The sequence below is a fragment of the Bacillus sp. FSL K6-3312 genome (genome assembly GCF_038007485.1).
In the GTDB taxonomy this organism is placed as follows: Bacteria; Bacillota; Bacilli; order Bacillales; family Bacillaceae; genus Bacillus; species Bacillus pumilus.
Map to the genome: position 1 here is coordinate 2,208,769 of NZ_JBBOXI010000001.1, position 13,243 is coordinate 2,222,011.

At 42.1% G+C, this 13,243-nt stretch carries 14 protein-coding genes; all 14 read right to left on the bottom strand.

Features of this window, described 5'->3' with window-relative positions:
- Nucleotides 1-44 precede the first annotated feature (44 nt).
- On the bottom strand, nucleotides 45-779 hold the full coding sequence (gene rpsB / locus MHI11_RS11465) for a 30S ribosomal protein S2 (RefSeq protein ID WP_003212093.1): 735 nt from the start codon (nucleotides 777-779) through the stop codon (nucleotides 45-47).
- A 155-nt stretch (nucleotides 780-934) separates the two neighbouring features.
- A complete protein-coding gene (locus MHI11_RS11470) occupies nucleotides 935-1,474 on the bottom strand; it encodes a Swarming motility protein SwrB (protein ID WP_044141898.1) in 540 nt (179 codons plus the stop codon).
- A 21-nt stretch (nucleotides 1,475-1,495) separates the two neighbouring features.
- Nucleotides 1,496-2,263 (bottom strand): FliA/WhiG family RNA polymerase sigma factor, encoded by a 768-nt coding sequence (locus MHI11_RS11475; RefSeq protein WP_012009976.1) that lies wholly within the window; start codon nucleotides 2,261-2,263, stop codon nucleotides 1,496-1,498.
- A gap of 24 nt (nucleotides 2,264-2,287) precedes the next feature.
- The gene (locus MHI11_RS11480; protein ID WP_044141899.1) at nucleotides 2,288-2,788 is read right to left on the bottom strand and encodes a chemotaxis protein CheD; all 501 of its coding nucleotides are present in this window, start codon (nucleotides 2,786-2,788) and stop codon (nucleotides 2,288-2,290) included.
- A complete protein-coding gene (locus tag MHI11_RS11485; RefSeq protein ID WP_003211405.1) occupies nucleotides 2,788-3,414 on the bottom strand; it encodes a chemotaxis protein CheC in 627 nt (208 codons plus the stop codon). Before MHI11_RS11485 ends, MHI11_RS11480 begins: the two co-directional genes overlap by 1 nt.
- A 12-nt stretch (nucleotides 3,415-3,426) precedes the next feature.
- On the bottom strand, nucleotides 3,427-3,888 hold the full coding sequence (locus MHI11_RS11490; RefSeq protein ID WP_044141900.1) for a chemotaxis protein CheW: 462 nt from the start codon (nucleotides 3,886-3,888) through the stop codon (nucleotides 3,427-3,429).
- Between the two features lie 24 nt (nucleotides 3,889-3,912).
- Entirely contained in the window at nucleotides 3,913-5,943 is a 2,031-nt protein-coding gene (locus MHI11_RS11495) for a chemotaxis protein CheA (RefSeq protein WP_340961118.1), read from the bottom strand.
- Between the two features lie 5 nt (nucleotides 5,944-5,948).
- Entirely contained in the window at nucleotides 5,949-7,025 is a 1,077-nt protein-coding gene (locus MHI11_RS11500; RefSeq protein ID WP_044141904.1) for a protein-glutamate methylesterase/protein-glutamine glutaminase, read from the bottom strand.
- The gene (locus MHI11_RS11505) at nucleotides 7,022-7,927 is read right to left on the bottom strand and encodes a MinD/ParA family protein (protein ID WP_044141906.1); all 906 of its coding nucleotides are present in this window, start codon (nucleotides 7,925-7,927) and stop codon (nucleotides 7,022-7,024) included. Before MHI11_RS11505 ends, MHI11_RS11500 begins: the two co-directional genes overlap by 4 nt.
- Nucleotides 7,924-9,039: a flagellar biosynthesis protein FlhF gene (gene flhF / locus MHI11_RS11510; protein WP_340961119.1), complete on the bottom strand. Its 1,116-nt coding sequence runs from the start codon at nucleotides 9,037-9,039 to the stop codon at nucleotides 7,924-7,926. The genes MHI11_RS11505 and flhF overlap by 4 nt, the downstream gene beginning before the upstream one ends.
- On the bottom strand, nucleotides 9,039-11,072 hold the full coding sequence (gene flhA / locus MHI11_RS11515) for a flagellar biosynthesis protein FlhA (protein ID WP_044141909.1): 2,034 nt from the start codon (nucleotides 11,070-11,072) through the stop codon (nucleotides 9,039-9,041). The genes flhF and flhA overlap by 1 nt, the downstream gene beginning before the upstream one ends.
- 29 nt (nucleotides 11,073-11,101) lie before the next feature.
- Nucleotides 11,102-12,190, bottom strand: coding sequence for a flagellar biosynthesis protein FlhB (gene flhB, locus MHI11_RS11520; RefSeq protein WP_044141911.1), 1,089 nt, complete (start codon nucleotides 12,188-12,190; stop codon nucleotides 11,102-11,104).
- Nucleotides 12,187-12,966 (bottom strand): flagellar biosynthetic protein FliR, encoded by a 780-nt coding sequence (gene fliR, locus MHI11_RS11525; protein ID WP_044141913.1) that lies wholly within the window; start codon nucleotides 12,964-12,966, stop codon nucleotides 12,187-12,189. Before fliR ends, flhB begins: the two co-directional genes overlap by 4 nt.
- A gap of 6 nt (nucleotides 12,967-12,972) precedes the next feature.
- On the bottom strand, nucleotides 12,973-13,242 hold the full coding sequence (gene fliQ / locus MHI11_RS11530) for a flagellar biosynthesis protein FliQ (protein WP_003211206.1): 270 nt from the start codon (nucleotides 13,240-13,242) through the stop codon (nucleotides 12,973-12,975).
- Between the last annotated feature and the right edge of the window lies 1 nt (nucleotide 13,243).

Below are 13,243 nucleotides of genomic sequence, written 5' to 3' on the forward strand. Positions count from 1 at the left end.
AAAGGTGATAAAAGGCATTTCCCTCTTATCACCTTTTGAATAGGTTACGCAGTTGTTGTTTCAGTTTCTGTCGTTTCTTCTACAACAGCTTCTTCTTCGCCTTGTTTAGACTCAAGAATCGCATCTGCCATTTTAGCAGTTAGAAGTTTTACAGCACGGATTGCATCATCGTTTGCAGGGATCACAACATCAATTTCGTCTGGATCACAGTTTGTGTCAACGATACCGATGATTGGGATATTCAATTTACGAGCTTCTGCAACTGCAATACGCTCTTTACGAGGGTCGATAATGAAAAGTGCATCCGGAAGACCTTTCATGTCTTTGATTCCGCCTAGGAATTTTTCAAGACGTTCTAATTCTTTTTTCAGTTGAACGACTTCTTTCTTAGGAAGAACATCGAATGTACCGTTTTCTTGCATTTTTTCAATATCTTTTAAACGTTTGATACGTTTTTGGATTGTTTCAAAGTTTGTTAAAGTTCCACCAAGCCAGCGTTGGTTCACATAGAACATACCAGAACGGATTGCTTCTTCTTTCACTGAATCTTGTGCTTGCTTTTTCGTACCAACGAAAAGGATTTTTCCTCCGTCAGCAGCAAGGTTTTTCGTGAAGTTGTAAGCTTCTTCTACTTTTTTCACCGTTTTTTGAAGATCGATGATGTAGATACCGTTACGCTCTGTAAAGATGTAACGCTTCATTTTTGGGTTCCAACGGCGTGTTTGGTGACCGAAGTGTACACCAGCTTCTAGCAATTGTTTCATAGAAATAACTGACATGTTGTTGCCTCCTAATATAATGGTTTTTTTTCCTCCGCTCAAGTCATGTTCACATAAAACTGCGCCACGGCAGCACCTTCATACGAATCATTAAGCGTGTGTATTTAACACCAAGAAATAATATAACACATGATGGACTGACAATCAAGAATCCTTTACAGCTTTCCGCTAAATTTTAATAAAAGCTCGATTTCTGTCTTGCCCGTTTTCAGTTCTTTCGCTATTTCTTCTAGCGAATGCCCTTGGTCATATAAGGTCTTCACTTGGTCCTCGAATGTTTCTTCTACTTCACTTTCAGAAGACGCAAAAGCGTCTGATTCAAGATGTGGAACGGGTTCGTTTACCTTCTCTTCCTGCACTTCAACTTCGCTAAGGAGAGCCGACAAGTGCTCTGGTACTGGCTCTTCACTTTCTACCGATTGCTGGGATTCAATTGGTGTTTGTGGCTGCTTTGGTGTCTGAAAATCTGTTTTCAGCTCTACAGCAGAAAAATCAGGGGAAGCGGCTGCCACTTTTGATAGTTTGTCATTCTCTTCTTTGACTTCCATCAAAAATGCAGCCAGGGTATTTTCCGTTTCTTCTAGAAGTTCTCGCTGCTTTTGTTCAGTTGCCTTCAGCGAATTCATTCTCGTATATAAAATGATCACAAAATAAATAAGTGCAGCATGAAGCATGAAGCTAATCAGCCATAACATATTTTTTCACTCACTAACTCTTTAAGATTGAATGGCTTTATCAAGCAGATGCTTAAGCTTGAACAATGCCTTTGAATGAATTTGCGAAATGCGTGAGGTCGATAAATTGAGCACGTGACCGATTTCCGTTAACGTCAGTTCCTCTTTATAGAAAAGACTGATCACGAGCTTTTCTTTTTCAGATAGCTCGGTCATTTTTTCAGCAAGCTGTTCTATTAATTCATCTTTCAGCATCTTCTCCTCAGGTGTCACAGTTTTCTCGTCGCGAATCATGACTTGGACGTTTTCACCGTCTTCTTGATCATGCAGCTTCTCGTCGATTGAAAGCAGATTTGCAAAGAAACCTTCATTCATTGTTGTGACAACATCCTGTTCACTCATGCCAAGTTCCTCTGCCACTTCTGTCGGCGTCACATTTCGTAAATAGCGTTGTTCAAGCTTTTCAATAGCCGCTTCTACTTTTTTTGTTTTTTCTCTTGATGTACGAGGCAGCCAGTCCTCTTTACGAAGACCGTCGATGATGGCCCCGCGGATTCTGAAGGATGCATATGTATCAAACTTCAGATCTCTTCCGGGGTCGAATTTTTCAAGGGCATCATATAAACCGAGCATCCCTAGACTGATCAAGTCTTCTTTATGCACTGACTTCGGGAGACCGATGGAAATTCTTCCAACATGATATGTGACAAGCGGCATATAGCGGCGCATAAGATCATCTCCAGCAGCTGGGTCCTTCCACTCTTTCCATCTAGCCCATAGCGCCTGATCTTCGTAATTTAAGGATTGCATCTTTCTCCCCCTATACTTCCTTAGTTATATCTTCATAATGCCTTGCTTCACAGTGCGGATCTCAAGCTCTGTCGTAAGCGGGTCAAATTCAATCGTACGGCCATTGTTCCCGCCCGTATCCTCACTAATGATCGGGATGCGATAAAGAGACAGGTGTTCTTTAACAGCTGATACGTTTCTAGGTCCAATTCTCATCAGATCATTGGTTGTCTTAAACTTAAACATTTCTGCGCCACCAGCAAGTTTTGCCTTTAGCGCATGTTTGCGCGCTCCTTCTTTAAGGAGCAGATCAATTGTATGCTTGACACCTGTATCTGCATATTTAGCCAAGTTCTCCACTGCCCCTTTTGCAAGGGATGAGTCTGGAAGCATGACATGGACAAGACCTGCCAGTTTTTTTTCTTGATCAAACAGAACAAGCCCTACACAAGAACCAAGTCCGGATGTCCGAATGCGATCCGGTGTTTTCACAAGCTGAACATCCGCAATACCAACCTTTACAACTGCCGGAATCTGAACGTTCATTACAGGTTACCTAATGCTTTGAATAGTTTTTCAAACGATTCAAAGTCTGGTAATAGAAACATATTTCCTTTCAGCTCTTGCTTATTTTGATCATCAAAAATTGATGTATCAATCACAATTGCCTGATCACCTAGAGGGCTAAATTGCATTAATCCTTCGCTAATGACAGCCCCGAACATATCGAGCGTAACATCTGGAACACTTGGGTGAAGCTGCAATTTTGTTAAATCGGCAAGGGCTGATAAATAAGAGCCTGCTAAAATATTTCCCAGCTCGTGTAGTGCTGACGTCCCCATCACATGCTCGTGAATGGTATCAATATCAAATGCTGGATCTCGTACAAGCTCTCTTACAAATTGCTCGGCTTGCTCAAAGGGCATAATGAAAAAGATAGAGCCAGATAAATCTCCTTCCATTCGCAGGAAAATACTTGCAACTGGGAGGTCTGCACCACCAAAAAAATCCATTAATTCTTCAAAAGAGAGAACCTTGACAAACGGAACAGCCATATCTATTTTGCGATCTAATAGGCTGGCAAGAGCAGACGCGGCGTGGCCTGCTCCAATATTCCCGACCTCTCTTAACACATCCAGCTGTTCATCTTTTATTTCATTGAAAATGCTCATTTCACATCCTCCTTAATGAACAGGTGCATCTTGAACGCTCTTATCGAGGACAGCACCAGGATGAATGATATTAAATAGACGCTGATCATGCTTAATGATACCTGTCACCCATGATTGTCCTTCTTTTTCAGCTGATTCAGGAGAAGATTCTACTTCTTCCTGATGGACTGTAATGACATCATTTGCTTCATCAACAACCCAGCCGACTTCAATGTCACCAACTTGTACAATAATCATTCTTGTTTCATCTGTAATTTCGTTGTCACTTGATCCAAGTCTCACTCTAAGATCGATGACAGGCGTCACGACACCGCGCAGATTAATAACACCGCATATATAAGGGGCAACGCCAGGGATTCTTGTCGGTTGCTGCCATTTTTCAATGGACTTTACTTCTGATACTGAAATGGCGTATTCTTTTTTGTTTACGATAAACACAATCATCTTTTCGCCAGTTTTGATATCTGTACTCATTTCAGACCGCTCCTCTATTGTTTTTTACTTGATCAGTGCATTACAGTCAACGATGAGTGCAACCTGACCGTCGCCTAGGATTGTTGCGCCTGAGATCGCAAACACGTTTGGCAGGTAATCTCCTAGTGATTTCAATACAACCTCTTGCTGACCAATGAATGAATCGACCACAAATGCTGTCAGCTTGTCTCCTTTACGAACAACGATAATGTGCAGTTCTTCCTCTAATTCATTCGCATTTGGTACGTGGAATTGTTTCTTCAGGTACACAACCGGTACGATAAATCCGCGGAAGTCAATCACTTCACGATCATGCGTTTGAAGGATGTCGCTTTTCTTAATAACAGCCGTTTCAATAATAGAAGAAATCGGAATCGCAAATGTTTCCTCTTCCAGCTTCACAAGAAGAACGGAAATAATTGACAATGTAAGCGGGAGCTGGATAGAGAACAATGAGCCCTGTCCTTCTGTTGAGTTGATGCTCACAGATCCGCCTAGTGATTCCAGCTTGTTTTTCACGACGTCAAGACCTACACCGCGGCCTGAGATGTCAGATATCTCATCAGCTGTAGAGAATCCTGCTGCAAAGATCAATGAATCAATTTGATGATCTTCGATGGTTTCCGCTTCTCTTTCGGTAATAACCCCGCGCTCTAGTGCTTTTTCAAGCACCTTTTTACGGTTAATCCCGCCGCCGTCATCTTCTACTTCAATGAAGACGTGATTTCCACTATGATAAGCCTTTAATAGAACGGTTCCTTTTTCTGGCTTGCCTTTTTTCACACGTTCTTCTGGCGATTCAATCCCGTGATCTAGACTGTTTCTGAGTAAGTGTAAGAGCGGATCTCCAATCTCGTCGATCACTGTTCGATCAAGCTCAGTATCAGCGCCTTCAATGATCAGTTCAATTTTCTTATTGAGCTCTTTTGTCAATTGACGGATCATACGAGGGAACCTGTTAAACACAGTTTCTACAGGTACCATTCTCATGTTCAGGATGATCGATTGCAGATCGCCTGAAATACGTGTCATTCTTTCGACCGTATCAGTGAGTTCGTTATTTTCAAGCTCTTTGGCAATCTGTTCTAAACGTCCTCTATCAATAACCAGCTCTTCAAATAGATTCATAAGAGAATCTAGACGATCGATGTTGACACGAATCGTTTTCGTGCCACCGGCAGCTGCACCGTTATTGCCATTTGCTTTTGGCGCATCGTTTGCTGGTGCTTTCGCAGCAGGCACGGAGACTTCTTCTTTTTTCTGTTCAGGTTTTGCTTCTTGTTTTTCAGCTGGAGTCGCTTCTTCAAATGCAGAAAATTCTGAGATCTCAACTTGTTCAACTTCTGAGATCGTCATCACGATTTTTTTCACTACGTCCATCGGTTGTTTAGATAAATAAGAAATACTGAATTCAGATTCGAAATCTTCTGATTCTAAAAGTTCTGCATTTGGAACTGTTTTGACGACCTCGCCTGCTTCGTTCAGTCTTTCAAAGATCATATAGACACGAACGGCTTTTAATAAGCATGCGTCACTTAATGTTACATTGAGTTCATAACATTTAAAGCCTTGTTCCCTCGCTTCATCAAGCACTGTTCGTTCAAATTCGTTATAGTCTAAGTCGTTAGCAGCAGCCGCTGATACATCCGCTGTTTCAACACTAGGAGCTGCCTCAGCATGGCTTCCTGTCACATCTAGCTTTTTACTAATCTCTGTGACATCGCGTTTCCCATCTCCGCCTTCTGCAATTGATTGAACCATTGCTTCAAGGTGATCAAGTGCTTCAAACATCGTGTCCATTGACTCAGGTGTGACAATCATTTGTTCATTTCGAATGGCATCAAACATGTTTTCTAAATGATGTGTTAGCTGAGCCATATCAGCGTAGCCCATCGTTGCGCTCATGCCTTTCAATGTGTGAGCCGCTCTGAATATATCATTCACTAGCTGCAAGTCAGTTGGGTTCTTTTCTAAATCAAGAAGTTTTTCATTACAAGTTTGTAAGTGTTCTCTGCTTTCATCTAAAAAGATATCTAAGTATTGGTTTACATCCAACGTGTTCACGCCCTCTCTTTTTTCATGGAGCTTATAATTGCATGTGCGATGTCATCCACATGCCTTGTTTCATGTGCAAGGCCTGCTTTAATGACTGATTTAGGCATTCCGAAAACAACACATGATTCTTCTTTTTCTGCAATGACTTTTGTATGACCGCTTGCGACCATTTTTTTGACACCTTCTGTGCCGTCACTACCCATGCCTGTCATAATGACAGCAATTTTCTCGTAACCCTTTATATGACTGATGGATTCAAATAAATAGTTAACAGAAGGTTTGTGCCGGCTTTCCGTGTCCTCTGGAGATAGCCTGATGACTAAGGATGCCCCTTGTTCATGAAGTGACATATTCATTCCACCAGGCGCTATGTAGGCTACTCCATTTTTAGCGATGTCTCCATCTTGTGCTTCTTTAATCGAAATTTGAGATAAATGGTCTAACCTAGTAGCAAGTGATGCCGTAAATCCTGCCGGCATATGCTGCACAATCAAAATAGGTGCTTCTATGTCCTTGGGCAGCTTCGTGACAACTCGTTGAAGTGCCCTTGGCCCTCCCGTTGATGTTCCGATTGAAATAATCTTTCGGAGTGAGCCGCTTTTCACTGCTTGCGGGCGAGGTGCAGCCACTGGAATTGGCGGCTTCATCACCGGCGGCTTTGGAGAAACCTGTACTTCAGTGCGTTTCCTTGACAGCCCTGCCGCAAGCACCCGTTCTACAATTTGGCCTCTTACTTTGTGTAAATCGAGCGAAATACTTCCTGAAGGCTTTGTCACAAAGTCAAAAGCACCAAGTTCTAAGCAATGGATGGTTAAATCTTTCCCTTGCTTTGTCTGGCTTGACACCATAATCACGGCAAGGTCGTGTTCAGCCAGAATTTGTTTTAATGCTTCTGTTCCATTTAAAACAGGCATTTCCACATCTAATGTGACGACATCTGGATTCAGTTCCTTTATCCGTTTTAAGGCATCTTCCCCATTTCGCGCCGTTCCGACGACTTCTATTTCTTGCTCGGCACTTAGGAAATCACTAATGAGCTTTCGCATAAAGGCCGAGTCATCTACTACAAGCACTCTAATCATGAGTCCACCTTCCTCCTTTTAAAAAAAGAGGACAACTTATCTATAAACGTATGCTGCTCTCTCTGTGCCTCTCTTATCTGCTGTTGATAAAGTGTTTCTGCCAGCATCTTGATCGTTTTACTCAGCCGTGAATGAGGCTGCTTCATATAAAATGGAATTTGTTCAGCCACCGCTTTTGGAACCGCAGGATCATCCGGCACAGCACCAGCAAATACTAGTTTTCTGTGTAGAAATGATGTGACCACTCCTGCTAATTTCCGGTAGGTTTCTGACCCTTCTGACGGGGTTTTACAACGGTTGACAATGATTTGCACAGATTGTTCGAACTGATGAATCGCTAAGTGTTTAATTGCGCTGTAGGCATCCATAATCGATGTTGGTTCCGGCGTTGTCACAACCACAACTTCTCCTGCTGATAAAACAAAAGGTAGTTGATCTTTAGACAAGCCAGCCCCCATATCAAAGAAGATACAATCAAAGTCGTGCATCATTCTTTCCATTTCCACTAGAAAAAACGACCATTGATCTTTATCTAAAGAAAACAGCTGTTCAAGTCCGCTTCCGCCAGAAATGTAATAAAGGTTGTTCGTTCCTTGAGTCATAGCTGCTTGGAAGGATTTCTTCCTGACAAGAACATCTAATATAGAGCTAGTCGATGTTTTTCCTAGTAAAATATCAATATTCCCCATACCAAAATCAAGGTCGATGACTAACACTCGCTTCCCTGCATTTGCGATAGACAGTGCCATATTCAGTGTCAAATTCGATTTTCCAACCCCGCCTTTACCGCTCATGACAGCAATGGTTTTTGCCTGTCCGCTTATACCAAGAGGAGTTGGTGTGATCGTTTGATTCTGCTGAACGAGCTTTCTTAAACCTTCTGCTTGGTCGGGCTTCATCATTGTAAGACCATCCTTGTTAATTCAAGAGGAGAGCCCTCTAGAATATCCTCAGGAACATTTTGACCATTTGTTAAAAAGCCAAGTCCAATTTGAGAGTCTGCAATGATTTGAAAGATGGTTCCCATCGTGTCTGTTTCATCTACTTTTGTAAAAATGAATTGATGAATTGGAACATGTTCAAAGCGTTTGACCATGGCGTTCATGTCCTGATACTTCGAGGTCGCACTCATCACTAGGAAACTTTGACTGCTTTCATCAAATGGAATGATGTCTGTCAGCTCTTTGATATACGCTTCTTCTTTAAAGTTACGACCCGCTGTGTCTACGAAAATATGATCATACTCTTTAAAAGTCTCTTGAGCTTTTACAAAATCCTCTCTCGAATAACAAACCTCAAGCGGTGCATTGAGCAGTTCCGCATATGTTTTCAGTTGTTCGATCGCTGCAATTCGGTACGTATCTGTTGTAATAAAAGCGATTTTCTTTTGCTTCTGAATGGCCGTTTTGGCAGCGAGCTTTGCAATCGTTGTTGTTTTACCAGCTCCAGTTGAACCAAACAGCACAATGTATTTTGAACGAATCATCGGCTCATCAGAGGTGTGAGCCGGCAGCATATCTGCCAGCAGTTGTTCAAGTTCTTTTTGAATTTGATCTTCCTTGACAGCACCCTTTGTTAAAAGACCTTTGAGGCATTCGTCTCGAATGGCATCATCAAGACCTTGATCCTTCAGCTTTTGATCGATTGCCATGAGAGGATCAGGCAGAATACCAGCATGCCGCTCATTCCTCGCATATTCTAAAGGCTGAGCTTGAGAAGGTACTGGTTTCACTGCCTCAGGAGCAAAAGACGGCTCTTCAGGCCGGTGTTGAATTTGCTCCTTTTTCGGAAATACTGGAAGAGGAGGCGCAGGGTGTCCACCTTTACCCGCTCTTTCTTCAAAATCTTGATCCAGCACTGCAATCACTTCAACCATTTGCTGTTTCTTTAAACCGAATAGCTTTCGTTTCACAACAGTTTTGGAATTTAAAATGACGGCATCCTTCCCAAGCTGTTGCCTAATTTGAATCGTCGCCTCTTGCATTGAATTCGCTATGATTTTTTTCATTTTCATTAGATATCCACCACTCCGATGCTCTGTACTTCCACATTTGCTTCTAGTTCGTTATAAGATAGTACCGGTAAGTCCGGGAAATATCTTTCTAACAGCTGCTTGACGTACATTCTTATAGGAGGTGAGCACAATAGAACCGGCGTTTCCTGACGGAGCGAAAGCTGTTCAATTTCTCTCGCCACTGATTGAATCACACTTTCAGAGGATTCTGGATCTAACGATAAGTAGTTGCCATGCTCTGTCTGCTGTACACTGTCAGCAATCACCTTTTCCACTCGGCCTGAGCATGTCACGACTTTGAGCGATTCATTTTCTCTCGCATATTGTGCGGTAATCTGTCTTGCCAGCGCCTGTCTGACATACTCTGTTAACAAATCTGTATCCGTCGTTAATTTTCCGTAGTCTGCAAGTGTCTCAAAAATGGTGACAAGATTTCGAATAGAAACCTTTTCTTTCAGCAGTTTTGCCAACACTTTTTGAATATCACCAACTGCTAGTGGATTTGGCGTCACCTCATCCACTAAGACAGGATAACTTTCTTTCAGATGATCGATTAATTGCTTCGTTTCTTGGCGTCCGAGCAGTTCGTGTGTGTTTTGTCTAATTTTCTCTGTGATGTGAGTAGACACAACCGATGCAGGATCTACAACCGTATAGCCAAGCATCTCAGCCTGATCTTTTTCTGCTTCTGAGATCCATTTAGCCGGAAGACCAAAGGATGGCTCGATTGTTTCAATCCCTTCAATCGGATCATCATCCGGCGTAGGAGACATCGCTAAGTAGTGATCAAGCAGTAGCTCCCCTTTTGCCACTTCGTTCCCTTTTATTTTAAGCCGATACTCATTTGGGTTAAGTGCAATGTTGTCTCGAATTCGAACAACTGGAATCACAAGACCTAATTCGAGGGCAAGCTGTCTTCGGATCATTACAATTCGGTCTAACAGGTCACCGCCTTGATTTGCATCGGCTAGCGGAATCAAGCCGTAGCCAAATTCAAATTCAATGGCATCCATTTGCAAAAGGTGAATGACGCTTTCTGGACTTTTCATCTCTTCTACCTCTGCCTGTTCCTCTAGCACCTCTTCGATTTCTTCTTGATCCTGTTTGTTTTTTGACATTAAGTATGCGCCGAGGGCAAGTAAACCTGCGATCGGTCCAGTCAAAAGTACGCCGATTGGAGTAAACAACCCAAGAAGGAAGATCGTGCCTGCTGTGACGTAAAGCATAGCTGGGAATGCAAACAGCTGTTCAGTGATATCTGAACCAAGGTTCCCATTAGAAGCAGCCCTTGTGACGACAATCCCTGTCGCTGTTGAAATGAGAAGTGCAGGAATTTGTGAAACAATCCCATCTCCTACCGTTAATAATGTAAAGTGGGAAGCTGACTCTTGAATCGACATTCCTTGCTGAAGCATCCCAATAATAATCCCAAAAATAATATTAATAATGACAATGATAATACCTGCGATGGCATCCCCTTTGACGAACTTACTTGCACCATCCATCGCACCATAAAAGTCTGCTTCTCTCGCTACTTTTTCACGGCGATTTCTTGCTTCACTTTCTGTCAGCATTCCTGCATTTAAATCAGCGTCAATACTCATTTGTTTACCTGGCATCGCATCGAGGGTAAATCTTGCCGCAACCTCAGATACACGCTCAGCCCCTTTGGTGATCACTATAAATTGAATGATGATCAGGATAAGGAAGACAACCAGACCAACGAGTATATTTCCACCAACAACAAATGAACCAAACGTTTCTACAACTTTTCCAGCGTCTCCAGTTGATAGGATAGATCGTGTTGTAGAGATGTTAAGCCCTAAGCGAAACAGCGTTAAGAGCAAAAGCAATGATGGAAATATTGAAAATTGCAGTGGTTCTTGCATGTTCATTGTGGTGAGAAGCACGATAAGCGCAAGAGAAATATTAATAATGATTAAAATACTTAATAGCATTGGCGGAAACGGTATGACCAGCATCGCCACAATTAAAATAACACTGAATAAAACAGATAAATCTCTTGCTGCCATGCCTGTTCTCTCCTTTTAAAACCAAAAATTCATAAAATCTTTTGTTTCGTTTTATATACGTAAGCTAAAATTTCTGCGATCGCCTTAAAGTATTCCTCTGGGACCGCTTGGTCGATGTCGACCTGATCATATAGTGCCCGAGCGAGCGGCCGATTTTCTACGGTCATGATATCGTGCTCTTTCGCAATTGTTCTAATTTTCAAAGCCAAAATATCTATTCCCTTTGCCACAACAAAGGGCGCATCCATCTTTTCTTCGTCATATTTCAAAGCAATTGCGTAGTGGGTTGGGTTTGTAATGATGACGTCGGCTTTTGGGACTTCCTGCATCATCCGTCTCATGGCCATTTCCCGCTGGCGCTGTTTAATCTTTGATTTTATGAGCGGGTCACCCTCTGATTTTTTATACTCATCTTTGATGTCTTGTTTGGACATCCGTAAGTTTTTTTCATAATCAAATTTCTGATACATATAATCAAGCCCTGCTAAGATCATGAGAGCACCTGCTGCATACAGACCCATAATCAAGGTCATATTTGCGACGAAATGAAGGGTTTCCTCTGCTGTTAATAAAGGAAGCCTCAGGATTTCGTCAAAGTGCATCCAAAGTGCAATAAATGTCGCAAAACCAATTAAACCAATTTTCAAAATGGATTTTAATAGCTCTACGAGGGCTCGAATACTGTATATCCGTTTAAACCCTTTAATAGGATCTAGCTTTTCTAATTTCGGTTTGATGATTTCTGTTGAAAAGAGAAAGCCAACTTGTAAATAGTTACTGATGACGCCTGCCAGCATACCGACACCAAGGATTGGCATGAGAAGGAGCCCTGTTTCCTGAAGCAATTCCACGAATAGTTGATGAATATTAGATGTGCTAACTTTCATTAGCATGGTTGTTGAATAAAAACGTTCAATGAGCGCAATAATACGCTCTTTCATAAAAGGCCCAATAAAAAAGAATGATAAAAAGATTAATAGAAATGAGATGGCTGTATTGACGTCGGTACTTTTGGCAACCTGACCTTTTTTACGTGAATCTTGTCTCTTTTTCGGCGTTGCTTTTTCTGTTTTTTCACCTGCGAAAAATTGCAAGTCTAGTCTAAGTCTTGTCATCATGACGAACCACCGACCAATGCTAAGAAATTCCTCATGGTGAGTACAATCGTATCAAATGTATTTTGGACAACCCCGAAGATGACGCCCATACAGATGATGATCATAACAAAACTCACACCCATTTTAATAGGAAGTCCGACAACAAAAACGTTCATCTGCGGAACTGTTCGTGCCACAATGCCCAGTGCCAAATCGACCAAAAACAAGCTAGCAACGACCGGTGCTGAGATTTGAAAGGCAATGATGAACATTTGGTTGAAGCTCTTTGCAATAAAATAAGCAAAGGATTCACTGCCGAAATTCAGTGCGTACTGATCAATTGCAATATATTGAAAGCTGTAAAAGATTCCATCAAGCAGCAGGTGGTGTGCATTGGTTGCCAGCATCAATAGCAATGTGACCGTATAAAAAAACTGCCCCATCAGCGGCGTTTGCGCGCCTGTTTGCGGATCAATCACATTGGCAATCGCAAAGCCCATTTGAAAATCAATAAATGAGCCGGCAATTTGAACTGCGGACACCATGATATATGCAATCAAACCAAGCAGAAGTCCGACCATTGCTTCTTTCACCGCAAGCATCATATAAAGACCGTCTATGTCGAGTGCTGGCGGTTCCTTAATCGTGCTAAAACTAATCACGGCTAAAAACAGTGAGAATCCAACTCTGTGTACAGCTGGGATCGTTCTATGCGCTAAAAGCGGTACTGTCACAAAAAAAGCGGTGATCCGAATAAAAACTAATAGAAATGCAGGGAATAATTCTATGATTGACATCGCTCGTTAACCTGCAAATCGATCTAAATTCGAGAACAGCTCTGTCGTAAAGGACACAATGGTTGACAGCATCCATGGACCAAACACAACAAGCCCGATAAGAACTGCAACAATTTTAGGAATGAACGCAAGCGTCTGTTCTTGAATTTGGGTTGTCGCCTGAAACACACTGACAATCAGTCCCACAATAAGAGCGAGCGCTAGAAGCGGCCCACTGACAAGCAATACCACATACACTGATCTTTCAGCCATCGTAATGACAAATTCTGAACTCATG

Excerpts from the sequence above, each read along its gene's own strand:
- rpsB (WP_003212093.1), bottom strand. The coding sequence starts at position 779 with ATGTCAGTTATTTCTATGAAACAATTGCTAGAAGCTGGTGTACACTTC.
- MHI11_RS11470 (WP_044141898.1), bottom strand. The coding sequence starts at position 1,474 with ATGTTATGGCTGATTAGCTTCATGCTTCATGCTGCACTTATTTATTTT.
- MHI11_RS11475 (WP_012009976.1), bottom strand. The coding sequence starts at position 2,263 with ATGCAATCCTTAAATTACGAAGATCAGGCGCTATGGGCTAGATGGAAA.
- MHI11_RS11480 (WP_044141899.1), bottom strand. The coding sequence starts at position 2,788 with ATGAACGTTCAGATTCCGGCAGTTGTAAAGGTTGGTATTGCGGATGTT.
- MHI11_RS11485 (WP_003211405.1), bottom strand. The coding sequence starts at position 3,414 with ATGAGCATTTTCAATGAAATAAAAGATGAACAGCTGGATGTGTTAAGA.
- MHI11_RS11490 (WP_044141900.1), bottom strand. The coding sequence starts at position 3,888 with ATGAGTACAGATATCAAAACTGGCGAAAAGATGATTGTGTTTATCGTA.
- MHI11_RS11500 (WP_044141904.1), bottom strand. The coding sequence starts at position 7,025 with ATGATTAGAGTGCTTGTAGTAGATGACTCGGCCTTTATGCGAAAGCTC.
- MHI11_RS11505 (WP_044141906.1), bottom strand. The coding sequence starts at position 7,927 with ATGATGAAGCCCGACCAAGCAGAAGGTTTAAGAAAGCTCGTTCAGCAG.
- flhF (WP_340961119.1), bottom strand. The coding sequence starts at position 9,039 with ATGAAAATGAAAAAAATCATAGCGAATTCAATGCAAGAGGCGACGATT.
- flhA (WP_044141909.1), bottom strand. The coding sequence starts at position 11,072 with ATGGCAGCAAGAGATTTATCTGTTTTATTCAGTGTTATTTTAATTGTG.
- flhB (WP_044141911.1), bottom strand. The coding sequence starts at position 12,190 with ATGATGACAAGACTTAGACTAGACTTGCAATTTTTCGCAGGTGAAAAA.
- fliR (WP_044141913.1), bottom strand. The coding sequence starts at position 12,966 with ATGTCAATCATAGAATTATTCCCTGCATTTCTATTAGTTTTTATTCGG.
- fliQ (WP_003211206.1), bottom strand. The coding sequence starts at position 13,242 with ATGAGTTCAGAATTTGTCATTACGATGGCTGAAAGATCAGTGTATGTG.